Origin of the sequence: Colwellia sp. 1_MG-2023 (genome assembly GCF_030546755.1) — a bacterium.
Classification (GTDB): Bacteria; Pseudomonadota; Gammaproteobacteria; order Enterobacterales; family Alteromonadaceae; genus Thalassotalea_H.
The window spans coordinates 23,031-47,375 of sequence record NZ_JAUOPE010000003.1 but is presented as its reverse complement, the minus strand read 5'-3'; the positions used below and the strand labels follow the sequence as shown (position 1 = coordinate 47,375).

Below are 24,345 nucleotides of genomic sequence, written 5' to 3'. Positions count from 1 at the left end.
TAATTAATTATCACGCATCTATAAATTTAGTTCAGCTTAACGCTTATTAAAAAATCGACTTTCTTTTTCAAGCTTTACTTCGTCTTCATCAGAGATTAATTCAAGCACAAATGAGATATCACTCATATAAGCGCCACCAAGCTCATAAGGGTCAACCGAAATACTCATAGGTAACGTACGCACAGAAGCGGCTTTAACAAATACTTCTTGTTCGCCATGCCATTGGGTATTTTCAATGCCGATAACGGATAAACGATAGCGGTTATCCGTTTGTGACTTATTAAGAATTTTCAATGTATAAACATTTTCAATTTCACCGTTAAAATTCTCTTTAGCAAGTTCAGTTCTATCACGAATAATATCCAAGGAAACTGGTACACGATTAACAATTTCAAGTATCAGTAAACTGCTCATAATCAATAAAACAGCCGCATAACCCAAAAGTTTAGATCGTATGAGATGAACTTTTTTACCTTCTAATTCATGCTCTGTTGTATAGCGAATTAGCCCTTTATCATATTTCATTCGCTCCATGACGCCATCACAAGCATCAACACAGGCTCCGCAGTTTATACATTCGTATTGCAAACCATTACGTATATCTATACCAGTTGGGCACACTTGCACACATAAATTACAGTCAATGCAATCACCTAAACCAAGTTCTTTCGGGTCTTGTTTTCTTGAGCGTGCGCCTCGATTTTCACCGCGATTCGCATCATAAGAAACGGTATAAGTATCTTTATCAAACATAGCCGACTGAAAACGCGCATAAGGACACATATGCAAACACATAATTTCACGCATCCAACCAGCATTTCCATAGGTACAAAGTGCAAAAAACCACACAGTTGCCGCAATGGCAAATGAACTATTAAAAGTAAAGAAATCTAGAAATACCGCCTGAACAGGCACAAAGTATCCGACAAAAGTTAATGCGGTTAATAATGAAAAAAACAGCCAACAAGTATGTTTAAGTGTTTTTCGCCAAAACTTATTAACATCGAGTTTTTGAGAGTCTAGCTTTTTACGCTGATTTGCCGTGCCTTCAATTTTTTCTTCAAACCAAATAAAAATGAACGTCCACACCGTTTGAGGGCATAAATACCCACACCACACTCTGCCTAAAAAGGTCGTGACAAAAAAGAGTAAAAAAGCACTAAGAATAAATAACCAAGCGAGTAAGGTTAAGTCTTGTGGCCAAAGCGTTAATCCCCAAAGGGTAAATCGCTGTTCGACAATATCAAATAGAATCGCTTGATTGCCGTTATATTGTAACCAAGGTAACACCGCGAATAAGGTTAAAAAGAAAAAGTTCATTTTGCGGCGTAACGCTTGAAAAAATCCTTTTACTTTTCTGACATAAATTTGATCGCGAGGTTTATAGTGCTCAACCTGATTAGGCTGATGAATTTTGATGTTTTTAATCGGTATTTTAACGTGTTGCTTGCTTTGTTCTTTTTCTGATTTCACTGTGAATCCTGTGCAATAAAACCCGTGAAAAATCGAGCTGCGTCCTTAAATTAACGACCAATGCATGGTTAATATTTAAAGAAGATGTATTGTTGACGCAAAATTGATTATTCTATTAATAAGTTAACATTATACGACATACTATGAAGAATTTATTGATCTTAATCGTAGCGATTGCAATTTATTTGCACTTTTATCCTCAACCTGAATTAGAAAGTTGGTTTGAAGAACAAAAAACTATGGTACTTTCAGAGTTTTCAAACGCAACGGACACTAAGGTCCGACTGAATCCTGATAAAATTTATAAGGATTTACAACCCAATATTGAACAATTTAATACTGATGAACTCGCATTTGTTAAGAATGTCACAAGCTCTAGAGAATCTGTTAAAGAGTTTTTCAAGAATTATTGTAAAGAAAAACGCCCTACACCTAAACTTCATCAGAAAAATCAACAATTACTTTGTACTAAAATCAGCAATTATCAGTCGCTGTTTTAAGCCAAAAGGCTTTTCATAGTTGCTTGCCACACAAAATCGCATTGATTGAAGTCAACCGACATATTCTTCAATCAATGCTTGTTATCACCAATGCTAAGCTGAAATTCTCGCCAACATGTCAGCAAACGCTTTGGCTGCACTTTGCTCTTTCGCATGCGAGCCAGCTTTGACAACCCAACACCCATTGACCATGACATCTTTTACTACATTGGTTTGCGTGGCAAAAATAACACTATCTAATAAATGTTGTTCATCATTAGCAAATAACGCTAACGTTTGATCGTTTAACACTAATAGGTCTGCTTGCTTACCAATCGCTAATTCACCGGTATTACTATGGGTACTTTGTGCGCCACCTAATGCGGCGCTTTGCCAGAGGTTTTGCCCAACCGATAGTTGTTTTTCATTAGCAAGAATAGCTCGTTGTTGTTTAATTAACCGTTGCGCGTATTCAAGCCAACGTAACTCTTCAATTGGATTCACTGAAATATGACTGTCTGAGCCAATAGCGAATGTGCCTTGTTCTGCTAAAAATTCAGTCGTTGGAAAAATACCATCGCCTAAATTCGCTTCTGTTGTTGGGCAAATACCGGCAATACCTTGCGAAGCGATCATCCCTTGTCGCTCTTGCTCATTAATATGTGTGGCATGAATTAAACACCAGTGTTTATCTAATGACATATTGTCTAATAACCATTGTACGGGTCTTTTACCATAGTGAGCGAAACAATCATCCACTTCTTTTTGCTGCTCTGCGATATGAATATGAATTGGCGCATTAGCATCTAAGGCGCGCACATGTTCAACCGCATCCGTTAATAAAGCTAAATCAACAGCACGCAATGAGTGTGGAGCTATACCAACATTAGTATTTTCATAGCTTTCACTTAGCCTAAAACAATCGCTAACAAGTTGATTAAATTGCTCAGCGTCGTTAATAAAACGTTTTTGACCTTCGGTAGGCGCTTGCTGTCCAAAACCACTATATCGATATAATACCGGTAATAATGTCAGCCCTATGCCTGAATCTTTCGCGGCCTCAAAAATAGCATTCGCCATCGTCGCCAACTCCGCGTAAGGCTCGCCGTTTAAATCATGATGTAAATAATGAAACTCAGCCACGCGGGTGTAGCCCATTTTAAGCATTTCAATATACAGTTGCGTTGCGATCACCTGCGCATTTTCAGGAGTTAATTGCGCTAAAAACTTGTACATGACATTGCGCCACGTCCAAAAACTGTCTTGCCCTTCACTGCCTTGTTCACTAAAACCAGCGAATGCCCGCTGAAAAGCATGAGAATGACAATTCACCATACCAGGTATAACCGTATCAACTTTTTCAGCGCCAGTTTGCTCGCCTGATTCAATCGCTTTTATTATGCCGTGCTCAATAGTAAGTGTTTGCTGCTTTGCCCAACCTTCGGCTAATAAAATACGCTCTGCAAATATCTTCATGGCTCATCTCTTGTTTCTTGTGCAAATTCAATTAAACATTCTACTAATGCTTTTAATTTAGGTTTCACTTGGGCAGCAAGCGTTTCATTGTATGCTAACGTTGCTTCATTCATGTAGGTGATCTGCGATAGTTCGAGTTGCAATGCATGAATATTATTGTCAGGTTGACCATATTCACGAGTAATAAAGCCACCTTTAAATCGTCCATTACTAGTCATGCTATATGGTGAAAAGTCTAATGATTGTACTTTTTGTAGCATAGTTTCGCTGCAGCTTTTTCCATCGGCATTGCCAAAATTAAAATCGGGTAATCGACCTTCAAAAAATCGTGGCACATGAGATAGGATAGAATGCGCTTCTAACAAAACCGCTTGGCCAAACTGCTGTTTTATTTCAGCTAAGGTGTTACTAATAGCCTGATGATAAGGTTGCCAATATTGCATGATTCTACGCTTAATTTCTTGTTTATCAGGGGTATATCCATCTACATATAATGCTGACAAGTCAAAAGCGGTAGTCGGACAAAGCTCCGTTGAGTTAGCACCTGGATATAAATCAATTCCGTTTGGATCACGATTTAAATCAATAACATAACGATTATATTTAGGGATTAAAATATAAGCGCCTAATTCAACAGCAAAATCATAGAGCTTATCTTTATACCAATCGGTATCCGGTACCTGTTGTGCTTTCTCGCTCATTTTACTAGCGATATCGGCAGGAATTTCTTGACCGTTATGCGGCATGCTAATCAGTAATGGTACGCGACCTTTGATTAGTTGATAACTTGATGACATAACCTTCCTTAAATTGTATATACAACTTTGTTGCTGTTAATTTACCATGTCAGCTAGCATCCAAGCAATATTATTTATCGCGCAAAATATATTTGCTGGATTAACGGTTATCTAATATGGTTAGTTTAAGGGATTAACTAATTAAAAATACTTAACTTTATGCAGAATAACCAAGTCGGGCAAATATTAAGATATTTGAATTTTTTTTCCCAAAAAAAGTGGTTACATATTTTACCGCTTATCGTTATTTTTATTGCTTCGTTTAACGTAACTATTGCTTTTGCTCGTTCGTCTGCCAGTCCAGTTCAAGAAAATAACATTGTTAACAAAGATCGCGTTATTCGCATTTCATTTCCTGATCAAGCCAGTATAGAAGCAGCGGCACCAGAACGCGTACAACAAGTGGTTAATTTTCTAAAAGAATATTGGCAAATTTGGGCGATAGATAATGAAGTAGATGTGCAATTCGTTTATTTACCCACTATTGAAGCGTTAAAACAACTTCAAGAAAATACTGTTGATGTGGTCGCAATAAATATTTACCTACCAGAATATTCCAATGTTCTTTACAGCATACCGTATGCCAAATTTAAACAAACGCTTTTTCAACGTATTAATCAAAATGAATCTGACGGCTTTCAATTAGCGATTCATGCTGAGGATAAAAATACCCTGAGATTTTTATCCGATAAAGTTTCTCGACAATATTTTACAGACCTTTCAGAGCTACTAAATAATATTGAAAACTTTGATGCTATTTATTCTTCAAAACCTTGGCTGATAAAAAAAGCACTAGAAGAATTATCGATGAGTAATCAATTTTATATTAATAAAGATGCGATGGAGGATATTAATTTACACTTTACTACCCGTAAAAATGATCGCGATTTACTCGCATTAATTAATGATAATTTACGGCACGTAAAAAAGGCTCAAGTCAAACTATGGCAAGAAAAGTATTTATCCAGTGAGGAAAGTAACTTTCAATTATCACTCGGCAATTATACGCAAGAACTTACCGAGCAAGAAAAACAATATGTTATTGATCACAATATTGTTCAATACCCAATTACTCATGAGGGCTTTCCTCCTTATATTATCACCCAAAACCAGAGTAATATTATTGAACGAGGTTTCGCTATCGATTTATTACATTATGCGTCGGAAAAGCTCGGTATCATTTTTAAACCTGTCTATGTCGATAATTTTAATAATATTATTGAAGAAGTGACAAAAGGAAACGCGGAATTATTAGTTAATATTGAATATGACAAAACGCTTGAGCAGCAATTTAGCTATAGTATTCCATACTTACAAGCTCGCTATAGTATTGTTTACAACCCTTCTATTCCACAAAACCAACAATTTTCAAATTTAAATAACCGCACTATTTCCGCCATTAATAATTTTAAAGCGACAAAATTACTGCAACAAGCTTACCCAAAAGCGACCTTTATTTTGTTCGATACCCTTGAATTGGCACTAACGGCTGTTTCTCAAGGAAATGCTGACGTGTTTATTGGCAGATCTTTAGCAACGTCTTATTTAATTAAAAAAAATCAATTATCTAATTTAACTTCACAACCTTTACCCGACTTTCACAGCGATGCACGGTTCACTTTCGCCACCACTAAAGCCGAACAAACTTTGGTGTCATTATTAAATAGAACCATTAATGCGCTATCTGCTGATCAATTTGAAAACTTATATGCAAAATGGAGCCAAGCTTCGTTTCCAGAAGCTAATGTGCAGGCACAGGTTAATGTAGTTTATCGACAAGCCAGTTATGTGTTCTTTGCAATTTTATTGATCGCATTAATTATTTTTTGGATTTACTACCGTCAACTACAAGTCAGAAAAATAGCACAAGCAAAAGTTGAACATGCCCTTGCGATCGCTGAATCTGCTAGAAATGAAGCCGAAAGGTCAGCACAAGCAAAAATAACATTTTTAGCGCGTATGAGTCATGAAATAAGAACACCAATGAATGGTATTTTGGGTATGGCTGAGGCGCTTAATTTTACTCCTTTAAACCATGATCAAAAGGAACTTCTTGATACACTTGGCGGCTCTGCCCGACACTTGCTTGCCTTATTAAATGATGTGTTAGATTTCTCTAAAATGGATGCTGGAAAACTGACCCTAGAATCTGTACCGGTTAATTTTCATTTGTTAGCTAAAAACGTGCTAAAAAGTTTTGAAATGGTCAATGATCAGAAAAATATTCAATTATTATGCGACGTTGATAATGACATCACGCATAGTTATTTTACCGATCCAACCAGACTAAACCAAATACTCAATAATTTAGTGAGTAATGCCATAAAATTTACCGAGCAAGGCTCAATAACGTTATCGATAAAACATAAAGAAACATTTATCGAAAATGATGGTATTTATGACGCCATTAGAATTTCGGTTCTCGATACCGGAATAGGCATATCAACACAAAAACAATTACAACTTTTTACTCCATTTATTCAAGCGGATGATGATATAACCCGTAAGTTTGGCGGCACTGGCTTAGGTTTAAGTATTTGTCAGGAAATTGTAATGGCGATGGGTGGAAAAATTCATATTAATTCGATTGAAAACAAAGGCAGTGAATTTTATTTTGACCTGAAGTACAAGCAAGCCGGTTTTGAAAAAGATACCGAAGATAGAAGAAAGCATAGTCGTCATGAAACTACTTCACAAGATGATCGTTTTAAAGATATACAGGTATTAATCGCGGAAGATAATTTAGTCAATGTCAAAGTGTTAACCGCGCAATTATCACGATTAGGGATTGAAGCTGATATCGCCTATGACGGTGTTGAAGCGTTCGCTATGTATCAATCTAAGTCGTATCAGTTGATCATTTCAGATTGTCATATGCCTAATATGGACGGTTTTGAGTTAGCACAAAAAATAAAGGCATTAGCCCTTGAACCTATTTGGTTAATTGCAGTTACTGCTGATGCGCTAAGCGGCGCGGCGGAAAAATGTTTACTGGCTGGTTTTGATGATTATATGGCGAAACCTTGCCCTCAAGAAGAAATAGCCAATAAAATTAATCACGCTTATCGAGAAATTCAAAAAAAGCAATTGTTAAAAAGCTTACATCATGACAACAAGCAGCATTCATTATTTAATGAGGCAGCAATTCTCGTAAAACATAACCATGATCGCGAACAAGCCGAGCGAGAGATACAAGCCTTTATCAATACTTGGGAAAATGAAAAATGCTTAATACTTTCGGCGTTAGATCAGTTAGATATCGCCTCATTATCTGCACGTTTAAATACCATTCTCAAACAAGTAGAGACTTTAAATCACTCAGACATTTCGGCATTAATTAATAACGTATTACTTGTTTTAAATAATGCTGAAACATCGTTAATTAAAGCGGCGACTTTAAATATATATAATAAACTCGACCTATTTTATCTTGAAATATTAACTTGGCGAAACCAAGCAAACGAAAGTTAATCGATATGCAAACTTTCACCACATTAAAAAAACTCAGTGTTTAGGCTACACTTTAAACTTCCCTATCAAGCTGTTTAAATCACTAAATTCCGCTTGTAAGCTATCACAAGCCTGATCCGTTTGTTGTAAATTCTCAACACCTTTTTGATTTAATTCCATTAAATGTAAAATATCTTCATCGATTGATTTAATTACATCACTTTGTTGCAGAGTAGCATTAGCAACTGCATGGTTTTCATGATCAACTTGCTGTAAGGCTTGAATAATTGCTTGCATTTTATCATCGGCAATAGTGGCTTTTTCAACACTTTCCGCGCTATTTCGTTGACTTTCTTCCATGGTATTGACCACAGAAATAGTGCCTTGCTGAAGGTTTTCGATCATTTTCTCAATTTCAACCGCGGCTTCTTGAGTGCGTTGTGCTAAATGTCTTACTTCATCGGCAACAACAGCAAAACCACGGCCTGCTTCACCAGCACGAGCAGCTTCAATAGCAGCATTTAACGCTAATAAATTTGTTTGAGAGCTTACGCCTTTAATAACATCTAAAATGCTCGCTATATTTTGGGTTTCCGCATTTAACTTCTCAATATCATCACTGGAGTTTGCCATCGTGCCTGATAATTGATGTATTGATTCAATATTATCATTTAGTGCCTGCATACCTGCCTGTGACTGCTCTTGCATATTACTGGTTAATTCTGAGGCTGTAGCAGCATTATTAGAAATAACACCTGAAGAATCATTTAGTTGTGTAATCGCATTTGAAACATTTGCCCCTCTATTTAGCTGCTGCTCAGTCATCTCAATACCGTGATGCGCACTTTGACGTACTTGTTCAATTTGTTGATTAAGTGTGTCGGTAGATGCTTTTACTTGCTGCATAGAGTGATGAATCGTTTCTATAAATCCATTAAAATTTAACGATAGTTGACCAATTTCATCTTTAGTATCAACAGATAAGCGCTGTGTTAAATCGCCATCCCCTTCTGAAATATCCTTAATAGCATCATTTAAATGATAAATAGGTTTCATTAAATGCCCGAAGAGAAAATGTAGTAAAACTATCGTCACTAATAAACTCACCAATCCAACTAAAACAGCCGTATTTCTTGCTGAAACAAGTGATTGATAGGCTTTATCTTTGTCAAGAATGACACCAACATACCAATTAACGGACGCGATGCCTTTAATAGGAACAAACGACACAATATTTTTATCGTCCAGTTCATTTAAAGTGGAAGTAAAAGCGGGTTTACTACCTAATAAATCGCTGACATTTTTATTCACCATTTTGCTATTGGGATGGCTGAGTATTTTCCCCTCTGAAGTAAGCAAATAGGCGTAACCTAAGTCTAGAAAGTCAATTTGATTTAATATTTCAGAGATATCATCAAGCACAATATCGCCACCCGCCACACCAACAAATTCACCATTAGGCATAACCGGAGCTACCGGAGAAATCACTAATTTATTAATGGTGACATCTAAATATGGTTCGGTAAAAGAAGACTGTCTCGCTTGTTTAACTTGCGTATACCACGGGCGTTGTCTTGCATCAAAATCCGCCGGTAAAACCAGTGATTCATCATCTAAAATAAATTTACCACTGCGTTCAACGCCAACATAAGCATTTTTAAATGCGCCAGCTTTAGCCGCTTGTTGAACGACTTTTAGAACTGTGGCTGTTTCTAGGTTTTCTGAGGTACTTTGGGCAATAGAGTCAACTATACGTAGCTTTCCATTTAACCAGTTAGCGATATTCCCCGTGACAGAATAACCGATTTCGTCGATGGCTCTATTGAGATTCGCTTGCGTATCATTTTTTATTGATATGTAATTAATTGTTGTCGACACTGACAAAGCTAAAATTAGAAGTATTACGCTTACTGCTATGATTTTATGGGCAAATTTAAATTGAAACACTCACAACTCACTTATTATTATTAATCAACTTCTACCATATCATCGCCATTGTTAAGTTCCAATAATCGGTAGAAATTTCATGGATGAATTTTTGTAAAGTATTAACAACTCTTAACTGATAAAATATATTTTCAAGTACTAGAATGAGCAAAAAATTTGAATAATCAGCCTTATAACCCGTTACATGGCATTACTTTAAAAGTATTAGTCACTGAGTTAGTTGAATATTTTGGCTTTGATACTTTAGGTAAAGAAATTAAGATCAAATGCTTTACTCATGATCCAAGCATTAAGTCATCATTAACTTTTCTAAGAAAAACGCCTTGGGCGAGAGAAAAAGTAGAAGCTTTTTATATCAAAAATAAGCAAAAGCTCCAAAGCAAGTAACCTTACCTTGGTAAAAAATGAATATGCTTATTCATTAGTTTTCTAATTAAAATGATAAATTTGATTGTTAATCCCTTTAAAACTGGCAAACTCTTTTCATCATCCCTAAAAATTTAACTTCACATGAGTGAAATCAATCATTACATATTAACTTGGCAATGCCCCGATACCTCAGGGGTATTAGCAAAAGTAGCACAAAACTTATTTGAGCATGGCGCCTTTATTACTGAAACGGCACAGTACAGTGATCCAGATACCGATACTTTTTTTTCACGTATCGCCTTTGATGATCGCAACATGACAGTGCCAATGACAGAGTTTAGTCGCGGTATTGAAGAGCTAGCAACGCCATTAAATATGCAATACCAATTACGCAATGTTGAAGATGTACCGAATATTGTTATTGCCGTTTCAAAAGATGACCATTGCTTAGTGTCACTATTAACGAAATGGAAAGCCAATGTTTTGCCGGTAAATATTGTTGCTGTAGTTTCAAATCATCGTGATTGTCAGCCACTCGTTGATTGGCATGATATTCCTTTTCATTATTTACCAATGAAACAAGGACAAAAAGCGCAACAAGAAGCACAAATGCTGGCCATCATTGAAGAAACGCAAGCAGACTTACTGGTATTAGCGCGCTATATGCAAATACTCTCAGATGATATGTGTGATAAGTTACGCGGTCATGCCATTAATATTCATCACTCCTTTTTACCCAGTTTTAAAGGGGCACGTCCTTATCATCAAGCACATAAACGTGGCGTAAAAGTCATTGGTGCTACCGCTCATTATGTTACGGCTGATCTTGATGAAGGGCCTATTATTGTGCAAGAAGTCAAACCTATTAACCACGCATTTACTATCGAGCAAATGGTACATTTAGGACATGATTTAGAAGCAGTTGCCTTGTGTCATGCCGTGAAAATGCACGCTGAACAACGAATTTGTTTAAATGGCGATAAAACGATTATTCTAACTTAGGGCGTTAAAATAATTTTAGGTTTTCTCATTTTGGCGTTATGAATTTACCTGGCATTAGGGTATAAAAGCCCTAATGTACAATGAGAGTTCAGCCATTATGACCGTTCAATATAAAATTTCTCCTTCAAATCTCAATAGTCACTTGTTTGATGTAAGTATTCACTTTCAAAGTGAGTCAGATAAAACCTATACACTTTCACTTCCGGCATGGTTACCCGGTAGCTATATGATCCGTGATTTTGCGAAGAACATTATTACTATCACAGCAACAGATGAACACAATGATCAACTTGAGCTACAAGCCATCGACAAACAAACTTGGCAAGTAACCGCAACAAACAAGCAAATCAATATTCATTATCAAGTGTTTGCTTTCGATTTATCTGTGAGAACGGCCTATTTAGATAACCAGCGTGGTTTTTTCAATGGTAGTTCAACGTTTTTAGCCATTGAAGAGCTCAAAGACCATGCGTGCTCTGTAGAAATATCTGCGCCAGTTGATCAAACTCATTGGCGTGTAGCTACGGGGTTAACTCGCGGCAAGAACACCCCTAAATATGCCTTTGGCGAATATCATAGTGATGATTATGCACATCTTATCGACTGTCCAGTTGCCATTGGTGACTTTGACAGTTTTGAATTTGAAGTGGAAGGCGTGATTCACCATATGGTTTTTACCAGTAAACATTATGGTGACCGTGCACGAATTTCGGCCGATGTTAGTAAACTTTGTCAACACCACATTAACTTATTTGGTGAAGCTCCTTTTAAAGAATATTGGTTTATTACCCATTTATTAGCCGATGGTTTTGGCGGCCTTGAACATAAAAACTCCACCATTTTGCAAGCGAGTCGTTTTGACCTGCCAAATCCTAATCAGCCAAATGAGCTATCAGAAGACTACCAAGCCTTTTTATCATTATGTTCTCATGAATATTTTCATGCTTGGAATGTTTGTCGCATTAAGCCTAAAGCTTTTATTCCTTATCAACTAGATAAAGAGTCTTACACTGAACAGTTATGGGCGTATGAAGGTATTACTTCTTATTATGATGATTTTTCACTATTTCGTGCGGGGATCATTACTTTTGAAGCCTATTTAGCGATATTAAGTAAAGCTGCAACACGTGTATTTCGTGGTAAAGGCGAGCTTAAACAAAGTGTCACCCAATCAAGTTTTTATACCTGGACCAAGTTTTACCAACAAGGGCCTGACGCCGTTAATAATATAGTTAGTTATTACGTAAAAGGCTCTTTAATAGCTCTATGGCTAGATTTAACCATACGTGAAAAGTCGGCCGGTCAATACAGTTTAGATAATTTAATGAAAGAGTTATGGATACATTTTGGTCGCCCTAATGTTGGCACGCAGCAAGAAGATTTTATCAATATCGTGAATATTTTGTGTAATGAAGACATCAGCGACGATTTTAAAAACTTGCTGAACACTGCAAAGCGCGTTGAATTATCTGAATTATTAAACAAGGTTGGCGTTACATTTAGCACCAGTAAATTCAAAGAACTCAATAAAATTGAGACCATTGCAACTACCGACTATGTACCTTATATCGGCGCGCAATATAAGCCGCAGCCTATTGGTTTAAAGGTCAGCCAAGTGATTGAAAATTCACCAGCTGCCCAGGCAGGTTTAGCGGTGAATGATGTCATTATTGCTGTCGATAATATGCATGCTACTGAGAAGTCATTACAAAAGTTAGCGAATTATTTACCTGAAAATAGTGAAGTAGACTGCCATTATTTGCGTGATGATCAGTTACTATCAAGCAAATTACAGTTTACAGATTCACCGTTAACTGGCGTCACTTTAACTGAAACAGACAAAACACTTAGTCAAAAATGGCAGGTAATTATTTAAAGATGACAATTCTACCTTGACACTAAGTGTAAATATTAACGCACAATATCGTCTATATCGTTTGCCGTTGAGCTAAGTGTAAATTAGTAACAAAAGTTACTTTATTATACACTTAGCCAAAACATGACAATCACAGCAGAGATACTAAAATGATTAACATTGAAAAAGTGCATCACGTTGCTTATCGTTGTAAAGACGCTAAAGAAACGGTTGAGTGGTATAAAGATAAGCTAAACATGGACTTAGTTCTCGCCATCGCTGAAGATGAAGTACCATCAACCAAAGCACCAGATCCTTACATGCATATTTTTTTAGATGCAGGTATGGGCAATGTGTTAGCTTTTTTTGAATTACCAAACTCTGATGATATGGATCGCGATCATAACACGCCTGCTTGGGTGCAACATTTAGCCTTAAAGGTTGCTGATGTTGACGCATTAATTGCTGCGAAAAATTCCTTGGTTGAAAAGGGCGTCGATGTGTTAGGGCCTGTACACCATGGTGTATTTAAGTCTATTTATTTTTTCGATCCTAGTGGTCATCGTTTAGAGCTAGCGGCTGATATTGGTACGCCAGAGCAATATAAACAATTAAATGAAGTTGCGCATGCCATGATAGACGAATGGGCCGTCACAAAACGTGCCCCTAAACATGCTGCTTGGTTACACGAGCACGATTAATCAATACTCATTATTATGAAAGCCCATATTGTCGATATGGGTTTTTTTATATCCTGAATTCTTACTTTTCTTATCAAGTTAACTCTTTCAATTATTGTTACTAAAAACCACAAGGAAGCTAATGAACACGTTACAACGAATATTTTCGTACAATATTCAAACAAATCACACCTAAGATATTGGCTATTTTTTTTGTAAGACATTGACCATTTTTTATGTATTCATTCAAATCTTTAAAATGATTTAAATCAAGTTTAACTTTATAAAACAGAAAGATAGTTCATAAAAAACTATACCTTTTAAAATAATATTTATTTATTACTTGCTCCATTTTCTCACTTAGGTAAAGTATTTCTAGCTACAAAGTAGCAATAATAAAAAGGATGATGTCGCAAGGACAGTGATATATATTCAAAGAATATGTTAAATTCGAATAAGGATGATTGCCTAAAATCAGGAAGATCGTTTATTTAATTGTCCAGGGGGACAGTAAGGATAGCCCAAAAAAGTGTTAGGATGACCAAGAAAAACAAATAAATATGGAAGCTAAATAACAATACTGGAACATTGTAATAATTGCTAAAAATAACAGGGACTGTGCTAATAGGTTAGGATAACCATTTAAGAATTGGACTATAAATTTTGCAAGTTAAGTCAAAATTATAATCTCCTGAACGACGGCTTTGCCGTCGTTTTTTCTTTTCTATCATAAAATATATATATATTTTTCACTGAACTTACCTTTTCTTAGCAAACTAACGTAAAATAGCGTTATTGCTCGATAAACAAACTTCAAAAATTATGTCACGTAAGAAAAAATCAAGAAAGCCTGGTATTGCTCCAATTAGCGCCAACAAAGAAGATAGAAAAAAAACTATTGAGGTGAGCAATAAAAGAGTAAAGAAAAAGCACGGTAAAGCACCAGGTAACCGTCAACAAGAAGCACAAATTAAACAAAATAAAAATATTACTTCAAGTACAAATAAAGATCCTAGAATTGGCAATAAAACGCCTATTGTTCTAACGAAAACAACCCCAGCGGAAAAGCAATCTACGCCGAAAAAAGTTAAATCGTCGCCGATTGCCGCTATTAGAATGATCGATAATCAGCAAGCTTATGAAGAAGAGTTATACGAAATTGAAGCGGATCCTCGTATTCAACAAATTTTACAAAAACAAGATGAAGATATTACGCTTAGCGAAGAAGAAATTGACTACTTTAATTTAACAATGGATCGTCACAGCACATTAAGAGAAAAATTAGGCTTAACTGACGACGATGATGATATGGAAACATCAGAGCAACCTCAGTCTGAAGTTGATGAAGACGCCTTATGGGATAAGTTAGACAACAATAAATTTTCAGACTTCGAGTAGGATATTTCCATGTTAGAAAATCCTTGGAGTTACTTAATCGTTATCGCTGTGATTATTGTTGCATCTTTGGCGTTTTACGCGATCAAACTCTTAAATCAATTAAAAGTACAAACGTCCCAACAAGCGCAAGCAGAGCAAGAACGTCAGCAGGCGCTTAATCAACATGATAAAAAAATCCTCGACAGTATTGTTATTATCGTCAGAGCAATGAAAGAAGAGCAATGTGACATTTCGGAAGGCTGTTGGCGATTGTCAGTACTGCTAGAATCACTGAAAACTAGTGAAAATCATCCTCAGCAATTCCCGGCAATTTTTGAGCTTTATCAAGCAATCAAACATATGCCAATTTTGGAAGCACGCAAAAAACTAGCAAAACGTGAGCGCATGAAGCTGGACTTAGAACGAATAAAAGTAGAAGCAAAATTAACAGACGGCGTAAAAGAAGATGTTAACAACTTGCATCAATACGCTAACGAAAGAATAAACGAACTCATGCAAACAGTGGAGTAATTCCTTACTCCACTGATCATCGCAAACGCAGTGTCATCTAAATAAAACCAACACACGCAAGCCCCCATACTTAGTCAAAACGAAAGCATACCCTGCAATATTCAGCAAAAGTGCTACAGTAAATAATTGTTAATATAACTATCAATTTTTCGTTCTTGTTAATGTGTCATTGCATTCATGAAATTATACAAATATACAATATTGTGTTACAACTGGTAAGAGCATCTACCAGTAATAAGATAGTGCACTATAAAATATAATAATTAGTTAATTGGGGAATAAATTTTGAAAGAATCATTAAAGCAACTCATCAAACCTATGACGGTTTTAAGCCTCTCCTGCTTACTTGCTGCCTGTGGCGGAGATTACAAATATAATAACACCTCAACCTTCGAGCCAGCTCAACCAACTGAGCCAACAACACCTCCCGCACAAGCTGTACCTGTGCCAGCATTTGATAGTGATGGTATTCTAAGTGCCAATATTCGATGGACAGATTATGGGGTACCTCATGTTACTGCGGATAATCTTGAAAGCATGTCTTACGGGGTAGGCTACGCTTTTGCCAAAGACAATATTTGTGTCCTCGCCGATCAAATTCTTAAATATAACTCTCAACGTGCAAAGTATTATGGTCCAGATTTAACGCCAGGTTCTGGCGATTCCGAACATTTAATCAATGATTTTGGCTATCTCACCTTAGAAATTCGTGAGCAAGCCGAGAAAAACATTCACTTTATGTCAACGAATAGCCAAGCATTACTTTCAGGTTATGCACAAGGGTATAATAAATATTTAGCCGATACCGGCTCTGCGAATATAGATCCTGCATGTGCCGGCCAACCTTGGGTGCAACCAATTACGGATGTAGACATGCTTACCTACTCATTAGGTGTGGCATTACTACCTGGCGCATCAAATTTCCTTGGCGCCATGTTTTTAGCCGCTCCTCCTGGCGAAAGTTTTTTACCTTATTCTGTGGCGACTAACCAAGCAACTCAGCTAAAAATGCAGCCTAAAATTCCACTCCCTGAAAAAAATCCAAATGACTTAGGGTCAAATGGCTGGGGCTTAGGAAAAGACAAAACAGAAAATGGCATGGGCATGGTTTTAGCTAATCCTCATTTCCCACATACGGGTAATTTACGCTTCTGGCAATTTCACACCACGATTCCAGGACATTTAAATGTTATGGGTGGCTCTCTCATGGGAATGCCTGGCGTTGTTAACATTGGTTTTAATGAGAATGTTGCGTGGACGCATACTTTTTCTACCGCTGAGCATTTTGTTGTCTATCAATTAGCAATAGATAACAGTGTACTAGGTTCGTTGAATCAGTCAGTTGATGGGGTAGCTCGCCCGATAGAAAGTAAAGAAATAATGATTGATGTCGCCGTAGCTCCAGGTGTCACCATCAAGCTTGCTAAGAAAAGTTACTCGACATTACAAGGCCCTATGATTGTTGTTCCTGGCAATTTCGAATGGACATCAACGGGGGCATATGCGATTAAAGATGCGAATACAGAAAACCTTGATATTGTTGATCATTGGTTAGCAATGAATTTAGCCAATAATATTGATGAGTTTAAACAAGCATTTAAAGATTACGATGGGGTAATCTTCAACAATACGATGTCAGCCGATAAAAATGGGGATGTATTCTATATTGATGATTCTACCGTACCAAATTTATCTGATGTTGCTATTACGAACCTTACAACAAACCCATTATTAATTGGTGCAAAACAAGCGGCTGGTTTTACTATTTTACCAGGCCACCTTTCAGCATTTATTTATGATAATGCTGTACCTTATGAAAAAGCACCAAAATATGCTGGCACCGATTATGTTCAAAACTCGAACGACAGTTTCTGGCTAACTAATGCTGAAAACCCAATTACCGGTGTTTCACCGCTCTATGGCAAGGTTGATAATCAGCAATCTTTACGCTCTCGTATGGCACATACATTGTTAAATGATGAAGCAGGTGCTGATAATTTGTTTTCAATTGCTGAAGTTGAACATGCCTTAATGGGAAATCGTAATTACCTCGGTGAAGCAATTCATAATGATCTATTAAGTGCTTGTAGCGCACAAGGGACTGAATTAGTTAATGGTATAGATATTAGCCACGGTTGTTCTGCACTGGCTTTATGGGATGGAACCATGAATATAAATAGTGTAGCCGCTCACTTATTTCGTGAATTTGCGTTTCAATTTAGTACCAATCCACAATGGGAAACGCCGTACGATCCAAGTAACCCATTGCATACTCCGTCAGGTTTAATCAATAACGAAATAACCTTAGCACAATTTGCTCAAGCTATTCAGAAAGTAGAAATGGCGGGGATCGCACTAGATGAAAGCCTAGGAAATGTTCAGTTTGTTGAACGTAGCAAGCCAGATGGCACTGCGTCAGGCGTTAAAATACCATGGGCTGGTGCACACAATATTGAGGGTGGATTTAACGTATTTAATACTAGAACGGGCAACGATGGTACATTACTGCCACGCCATATTTACCCCGCTCAAGATGCTACGTCGATATTAAGTGATTTAGCAAAAGGTTATCATATTGCTTACGGAAGTAGCTGGATGAGCGTAGTCAACTTCACAGAAGATGGCCCCGTAGCTAAAGGTTTACTCAGTTATTCACAGTCTCATACTTACGGTGAAGAACAGAATACTGACCAATCAGAGCTCTATTCTGCCCAACCTCAGTTACGTCCATTACGTTATACTGAGGAAGATATTGAGGCGAACATAATTGCTGAAATGACAATTACTTCTCAGTAAGTTAAGACGGCAAATCAATTAATTTATCAAACCAGTCTTTTTAGGCTGGTTTTTTAATGTAAAACTCACCTGAAGCTTGAGCGTGATCAATAACCTAAGCTGTCACTTCATTATAATAACCTCACAGTTTTTAGTTTAGTGAACGCTCATGCAAGCCAATCAATTTTTCGACAGCACACTGTTAAGCAAATACAACACGAGTGGTCCGCGCTATACCTCGTATCCAACGGCTTTGGAATTTCATAATGAATTTTCAGATCAAAACTTTATCAACGCTATAAAAAATTCCCCTAATCGTGAATTATCTTTATATGTACACATACCGTTTTGTCATAGCCTTTGCTATTACTGTGGCTGTAATAAAGTGATTACGCGCCATCGCAGCAAAGCTGATACTTATTTAGAGTATCTCGCGGAAGAAATTAGTGCTCGGGCAGAGTTATTCACTGAATATACAGTAAAGCAATTACACTGGGGCGGCGGCACACCTAGCTTTTTAACGCATGAACAAATTACAAAACTAGTGACCTTATTAAAAACGAAATTTCATTTTGCTGAACAAGTGGAAATGAGCATTGAGATAGATCCGCGTGAAATTGAAATGAACTTGGCTGAGCATTTATATGATTTAGGGTTTAATCGTATCAGTATTGGTGTACAAGATATCGACCAAAAAGTGCAAGAAACCATTAACCGAGTGCAATCTACCGAATTTATCAGTGACTTTATTGCTCATGCCAAGAAAGTCGGCTTCAAGTCCATCAATATAGATTTAATTTACGGCTTGCCTCATCAAACTATCGACACCTTTACCAGAACTTTAAACAAAGCACATGAAATGGATGTAGATCGTATTTCATTATTTAGCTATGCCCATTTACCGAGCCGCTTTGCTGCACAGCGTAAATTACGTGATGAATGGCTACCAAACGTACAACAAAAATTTGCGTTAATGAAACTCGCTATAGAGAAACTTTGCGGCTTTGGTTACGACTTTATCGGCATGGATCATTTTGCTAAACCGAATGATGAACTGTCTATCGCACAAAAAAATGGCACCTTACATCGAAACTTCCAAGGATATACCACCCAAGGAAGTTGTGACCTATTAGGACTAGGTGTTTCATCAATTAGTAATATCGGACATTCTTTTAGCCAAAATATTAAAGAGCTTCAAGACTATTATAAAGCGATTGAAACGAGAAAAAACGCTCAAGTTAAAGGCGTAGAGCTAAACCAAGATGATGTGATCCGCGGTGAAGTTATCCGTGAACTAATGTGTAATCTTCACTTAGATAAAAATGTTATTAATGAAAAGTACAATATTCAATTTGATGAATATTTTGCAGAAGACTTACTGCTATTAACACCTTTCATTAATGATGGTCTTATCGAATTAACGCCAGATGCCATTCATGTCGAACAAAAAGCACGTTTATTGATACGTATTATTTGTATGAGTTTTGACGCTTATATGAAACAACATATCAACCAGCAACGCTTTTCACGGGTGATCTAAATAATGGTTAAATTCAACGGATATCATTCAACAAAGTAAAAGTGATATCCGCTTGTTTATTCAAGGTACCCTAAAGTAAACTGGTCTCCTGCGCTTTCAATTGCTAAAGCAACTCTGTTTTCTTGAATCACTTCTTTGGCAAAATTTACCCACTGGTAATAAACATTTCGATGTACTTTTGCCATTAAATTTCGACGAACGTTGACATAAAGGCCGCCTTGTTCAGAAATAATTAAGGGGTGTTCTTGAGACAAGATAAACGTATCTTCTAAGTTAGTATTCAGTTGCATGATTGTTTGTTTATCATCTAACCAAGACCATTGCGTGATTAACAAAGGAGCATCTTCAACAGTGATTTTGACTTTTTCTACTGGGGTAACGAGAAAATATTCATCGGCTTCTTTTTTTAAGACCGAAGCAAATAATTTCACAAGTGACATTCGTTTAAAAGCAGTGCCATTATAAAACCATTGGCCATCAGCTTTTATTTGCAGATCTATTTCGCCACAATAAGGAGGGTTCCATAGCTCAACAGGTGGCATTTTTTGGGTGGCGCTGGATTTAAGTTGTTCTGATAACTTATCTAAAGACATGATTTCACCTAACAAAAGTAAGCGGTCAATTATAGTAACAAACGATGAGATTGTTTGAAAAGCAAAGTCAAATATTCACTCTTTTGACCACTTTTGCAATTAAGACAATATCGATTATCTTTAATAATAGTGTATTAATCGCTAATGCTAAGGAGAATACTTAAAGTCGATGTCTTTAATTGAATGGGATGATGCAACCCTAAGCGTTGGCATTAAACATATTGATAATGAACACAAAGCATTACTTAATTATATTAATGAGCTATCTGCATGCCTAGAAAACAACCTTGCTAAAGAAAAATTAACCTTGTTGTTTGAGCAACTCATTCAATATACCCAAAACCATTTTGCTAGTGAAGAACGCTACTTCTCTCAATTAAACTTAAAAGATCTCCGTTTACATCAGTTACAACATAAGCATTTTATGGAACAGTTACATCTGTTGAAAAAGCAAAATGATGATCATGTTAGCCAAGATTTACTTGAATTGTTACTAGATTGGCTTGTCATTCATATTCAATGTGAAGACATGAAGTTTATTCAAGACAATAAAATACCACAAAATAAATAAATCTTAGCAACCGGACGCTCAATTCGAAAAAGCGAAGATTTTTCTTGTCAATCTACACATAAATGCAATATACTCTCCGCGCCTTATCACAAGGCGTTTTAAGTAAGTTCAGTGGTGGCTATAGCTCAGTTGGTAGAGCCCCGGATTGTGATTCCGGTTGTCGTGGGTTCAAGTCCCATTAGCCACCCCATTTTCTTACAAAATATTTATCTTGCCCAATTTACCGAAATCAATCCTTAGCTTTATTTTGTAGTAAACGCTGATGACTCTTTTTCTAATTCAGTGGCTAATCTAGCAAGTTCGACACTTGATTCTGCAATATTGTCAGTAGCATGACTTGTTTCTGTGACGCCTGTATTTAAGGTTTCAACGTTTTGTAAAATTTCTTCAACAACAACCGCTTGTTCTTCTGCTGCAGTCGCAATATGTGCACTTAAATCAGTGATTTGATGCATTTCACCTTCAACCACTTTATTTAGCTCCATCACTTCTTTAGCGTGTTCCTGTACATTTGTGGCATGAGTCACACTACTTGACATAATTTCAACCGATGAGTTTGCGCCATTCACAATAGTGTTGATCATATTATCTATTTCTTTGGTTGAGTCTTGCGTGCGCTGTGCTAATTGTCTTACTTCATCAGCTACCACAGCAAAACCTCGCCCTTGCTCTCCGGCTCTCGCCGCTTCAATAGCCGCATTTAATGCTAATAAGTTAGTTTGATCGGCAATACCTTTTATCACGCCTAGTATATTAACAACTTGATCAAAATCACTTCTAACGCGTTTGACACTTTGCTCTGATTCTTGAATTTGAGTCGCCATGTTCATAATTGATTGATAAGTCTCATTCAGTTTATTTGAACCCTCGAGTACTTTTCCTTGAATACTATCTACTGCTGTTGACGTGGTTGCTGTACTTTGGGCTATTTCGTTCACTGTTGATCCCATTTCTTGCATCGCCGTAGCCAACTGTTCTGAAATAGATTGTTGTTCAGCGACGGTTCTGTTGGTTTGAGTGGTTATTGCCGCTAATTCCTCAGAGGTAGATGCTTGTTGTAAGGAAATACCTGAAATTGTACTCACCATGCTAGAAAGGTTTGCCACCATCAGTTGTATGGCTTTTTGTAATTGGCCCACTTCATCATTTGATGTTTGCTCAATCGACATAGTTAAATCGCCACTTGCCACCCGTTCTGCAACAGCGGCTACTTCGATGATAGGAGTTGAAATTCGTTTCGCAAACCAGAAACCGGTTACCCCAATAATAAGGGTGAATATAAACATTAATCCCATCATGAAATAGGTATTACTTCGGATAGAAGCAAAAGCTTCTGGCTCATCAATTTCTGAAATAATCGCCCAATTAAAGGCGCCAAACTCAATGCGGTCAAACGAAGATAACACTGGGTTACCATTATAATCGTCAATAATATTGGTATTTTTTTCGCCTTGTAATGCCCGCTTAACCGCCTCAGTATTAACACCATTTTTTGCCACAGTGCCAGCAAAACTCGCTTTTACTGAGTGACCTTTAGGGTCGAGAAATGAATTGCTTCGCATCTTAAAATCGCTACCAACTAAGTAACTTTCACCGGTTTGCCCCATACCTTCCCTAACACCCATGATGGTTTGTATGCCTTCTAGTGGTAATTGCAAAGCGACAAATAATGAAACTTCGCCATTCACGCCAAGCAGTGGCTGGGCAATAAAAGCGGCAGGTTCATCATTACTGGGGGCGTATGGGGCAAAATCGATGAGGTCGTATTGTTTCGTTTGACTAACTTTCTTAATTAGTGTGCCTAGATTTGAGCTTGCATAAGTGCCACTTAATATATTGGTATTGAAATCAGCTTCTTTAGTAACAGTATAGAAAATATGGCCATTGGGATTAATCAGAAATAAATCGTAATACCCGTATTTTTCAATATAAGTTTTGTAAAACTCTTCATTACTGGACGTCATAGGATTAAACGCTTCAGCGACATCAATCTCAGAAATAATCGCCCATCGAACGCCGTTATCAAGTTGAATATAGTCCCAACTACTTACGACAGGATTATCGTTATAATCCATAATAACTTGCGTGCCTTTTTCCCCATTCAGTGCGCTGTTTGCCGCTTGAGTGTCTACAGTATTACCTGCTGAAAAAGATGCTGTTACAGAGTATTCGGTGGGATTTAAATAAGAGTTTGATCGCATTAGTTTGTCTTGGCCCACCAAATATGACTCACCAGTTTCTCCCATTCCTTCTCTATTACCTAAAATGGCATTCAGCTTATCGATAGGTTGTTGGTAGGCAATATAACCAATACGTTTACCCTTAACTGAAACAGGCTTAACCGCAAAAGCAGCCGGATCATTATTGCTAGGCGGATAAGGAAGAAAGTCACCAAAGTGACTGTCATTGGTATCAGCGTTACTCGCCAAATTGAACGCTTTTTCAAAAGAAGTACCTGATAAATCAAGGGTAATTTTTTGGCCTAAATCACTTTCTCTTGTCACGGAATATATAATGGTGCCCCGTTGACTGATGATAAAAAAATCATACCAACCAAAGTTAGTCAGTAACGATTTATAATCCTCATCATATTGATCTAGCAATGCTCGCCACTTAGGTTTATTTGCAAAGTTTTCAGTTAACACATTTATGGAATTTTGAAGTTCTCGATTGTTCGCGAGCATTTCTAGTTGAACGGTATTATTTGCAAAGTAATCTTCCACTTGCGTTTTCTTAAGTGTAGTAATAGCCGTTAATTGGTTAAATGCTTGAGTTTTCATGGTGTCAGCAATATTGACCAGTACTCCCATATCACCTTTACGTTCATCAAAGTAATTTGTGATGGTTTGCTTTTTTATCTGGTTTATTGCTGTTAACTGGCTATATACCTTATTTGAAACATCATCGGAGCTATTTAAGGTTGAGATAATACTGATAACAATCGCAGGAATTAAACCCAATAAAATAAACGCTGACGTAAATTTATTTTTCAACGTATTAAATTTAAACATGATGATTTTGACCTTATCGGTTATTTAATTCATTAACTATTTGCTTGATTGTGCAAATTATTATTTGCAATAAGGCTATTTATGAAAGCGCTTACTATCTAGAAAAATATAGTAAGGCGATCTAATTCGGTCAATTTTCAACAACAAAGTTCTAATACCAATAAGTTATTAAAACGATTTTTGATCGCATAAGCTTATTAATCGCGTTACCAAAGGTTGGTAATTGAAAAGATTTGGCAGAATTATTTAAACTGGCTATTTGCAATTCATTAAAAAATTAAACGTTTCAGCTTTCACGGTTATTTTCATCGGTTATAGCTTTTTAATTTAATTGGCACACTTCTGTCACATGTTTGTCATATCTTCGCTCTACTGTGAACATATGAACATAATAAATAATGTTTATCGGCATGACTGCC

Annotated in this window: 17 protein-coding genes and 1 tRNA gene; 12 read left to right on the top strand and 6 right to left on the bottom strand. The window is 36.8% G+C overall.

Going from position 1 to position 24,345, the window contains the following annotated elements; all coding sequences use genetic code 11:
* Nucleotides 1-36: 36 nt before the first annotated feature.
* Nucleotides 37-1,473 (bottom strand): cytochrome c oxidase accessory protein CcoG, encoded by a 1,437-nt coding sequence (gene ccoG / locus Q4493_RS04075; protein ID WP_303449615.1) that lies wholly within the window; start codon nucleotides 1,471-1,473, stop codon nucleotides 37-39.
* A 143-nt stretch (nucleotides 1,474-1,616) separates the two neighbouring features.
* On the opposite strand from ccoG, the gene Q4493_RS04070 reads away from it, so the two are divergent.
* Nucleotides 1,617-1,973, top strand: a complete 357-nt coding sequence (locus Q4493_RS04070) for a hypothetical protein (protein ID WP_303449614.1) — start codon at nucleotides 1,617-1,619, stop codon at nucleotides 1,971-1,973.
* Nucleotides 1,974-2,066: 93 nt separating this feature from the next.
* On the opposite strand, the gene Q4493_RS04065 is transcribed toward Q4493_RS04070, so the two are convergent.
* Nucleotides 2,067-3,428 (bottom strand): formimidoylglutamate deiminase, encoded by a 1,362-nt coding sequence (locus Q4493_RS04065; RefSeq protein ID WP_303449613.1) that lies wholly within the window; start codon nucleotides 3,426-3,428, stop codon nucleotides 2,067-2,069.
* Entirely contained in the window at nucleotides 3,425-4,225 is an 801-nt protein-coding gene (hutG, locus tag Q4493_RS04060) for an N-formylglutamate deformylase (protein WP_303449612.1), read from the bottom strand. The genes Q4493_RS04065 and hutG overlap by 4 nt, the downstream gene beginning before the upstream one ends.
* 195 nt (nucleotides 4,226-4,420) lie before the next feature.
* On the opposite strand from hutG, the gene Q4493_RS04055 reads away from it, so the two are divergent.
* Nucleotides 4,421-7,696 (top strand): transporter substrate-binding domain-containing protein, encoded by a 3,276-nt coding sequence (locus tag Q4493_RS04055; RefSeq protein WP_303449611.1) that lies wholly within the window; start codon nucleotides 4,421-4,423, stop codon nucleotides 7,694-7,696.
* Nucleotides 7,697-7,741: 45 nt separating this feature from the next.
* Here the strand turns inward: Q4493_RS04055 and Q4493_RS04050 are convergent, their stop codons facing one another.
* The gene (locus tag Q4493_RS04050) at nucleotides 7,742-9,553 is read right to left on the bottom strand and encodes a methyl-accepting chemotaxis protein (RefSeq protein ID WP_303449610.1); all 1,812 of its coding nucleotides are present in this window, start codon (nucleotides 9,551-9,553) and stop codon (nucleotides 7,742-7,744) included.
* Between the two features lie 225 nt (nucleotides 9,554-9,778).
* Here Q4493_RS04050 and Q4493_RS04045 point away from each other — a divergent pair, with 225 nt between their 5' ends.
* From Q4493_RS04045 to hemN, 8 genes are all read left to right on the top strand, one after another.
* Nucleotides 9,779-10,009: a VF530 family protein gene (locus tag Q4493_RS04045; protein ID WP_303449609.1), complete on the top strand. Its 231-nt coding sequence runs from the start codon at nucleotides 9,779-9,781 to the stop codon at nucleotides 10,007-10,009.
* A 123-nt stretch (nucleotides 10,010-10,132) separates the two neighbouring features.
* On the top strand, nucleotides 10,133-10,993 hold the full coding sequence (purU, locus tag Q4493_RS04040) for a formyltetrahydrofolate deformylase (protein ID WP_303449608.1): 861 nt from the start codon (nucleotides 10,133-10,135) through the stop codon (nucleotides 10,991-10,993).
* 73 nt (nucleotides 10,994-11,066) lie between these two features.
* The gene (locus Q4493_RS04035) at nucleotides 11,067-12,869 is read left to right on the top strand and encodes a M61 family metallopeptidase (RefSeq protein ID WP_303449607.1); all 1,803 of its coding nucleotides are present in this window, start codon (nucleotides 11,067-11,069) and stop codon (nucleotides 12,867-12,869) included.
* A gap of 149 nt (nucleotides 12,870-13,018) precedes the next feature.
* Nucleotides 13,019-13,549, top strand: a complete 531-nt coding sequence (locus Q4493_RS04030; RefSeq protein WP_303449606.1) for a VOC family protein — start codon at nucleotides 13,019-13,021, stop codon at nucleotides 13,547-13,549.
* Between the two features lie 801 nt (nucleotides 13,550-14,350).
* Nucleotides 14,351-14,926, top strand: a complete 576-nt coding sequence (gene yihI, locus Q4493_RS04025; RefSeq protein WP_303449605.1) for a Der GTPase-activating protein YihI — start codon at nucleotides 14,351-14,353, stop codon at nucleotides 14,924-14,926.
* 9 nt (nucleotides 14,927-14,935) lie between these two features.
* Nucleotides 14,936-15,436, top strand: coding sequence for a DUF2489 domain-containing protein (locus Q4493_RS04020; RefSeq protein ID WP_303449604.1), 501 nt, complete (start codon nucleotides 14,936-14,938; stop codon nucleotides 15,434-15,436).
* A gap of 318 nt (nucleotides 15,437-15,754) precedes the next feature.
* Nucleotides 15,755-18,232 (top strand): acylase, encoded by a 2,478-nt coding sequence (locus tag Q4493_RS04015; RefSeq protein WP_303449976.1) that lies wholly within the window; start codon nucleotides 15,755-15,757, stop codon nucleotides 18,230-18,232.
* A gap of 148 nt (nucleotides 18,233-18,380) precedes the next feature.
* Nucleotides 18,381-19,751, top strand: coding sequence for an oxygen-independent coproporphyrinogen III oxidase (gene hemN / locus Q4493_RS04010; protein WP_303449603.1), 1,371 nt, complete (start codon nucleotides 18,381-18,383; stop codon nucleotides 19,749-19,751).
* 56 nt (nucleotides 19,752-19,807) lie between these two features.
* On the opposite strand, the gene Q4493_RS04005 is transcribed toward hemN, so the two are convergent.
* Nucleotides 19,808-20,344: a DUF1285 domain-containing protein gene (locus Q4493_RS04005; RefSeq protein ID WP_303449602.1), complete on the bottom strand. Its 537-nt coding sequence runs from the start codon at nucleotides 20,342-20,344 to the stop codon at nucleotides 19,808-19,810.
* A 169-nt stretch (nucleotides 20,345-20,513) separates the two neighbouring features.
* Here Q4493_RS04005 and Q4493_RS04000 point away from each other — a divergent pair, with 169 nt between their 5' ends.
* Entirely contained in the window at nucleotides 20,514-20,915 is a 402-nt protein-coding gene (locus Q4493_RS04000) for a bacteriohemerythrin (RefSeq protein ID WP_303449601.1), read from the top strand.
* Between the two features lie 114 nt (nucleotides 20,916-21,029).
* A tRNA-His gene (locus tag Q4493_RS03995) sits at nucleotides 21,030-21,105 on the top strand.
* A gap of 52 nt (nucleotides 21,106-21,157) precedes the next feature.
* On the opposite strand, the gene Q4493_RS03990 is transcribed toward Q4493_RS03995, so the two are convergent.
* Entirely contained in the window at nucleotides 21,158-23,926 is a 2,769-nt protein-coding gene (locus tag Q4493_RS03990; RefSeq protein WP_303449600.1) for a methyl-accepting chemotaxis protein, read from the bottom strand.
* Nucleotides 23,927-24,345: the final 419 nt, after the last annotated feature.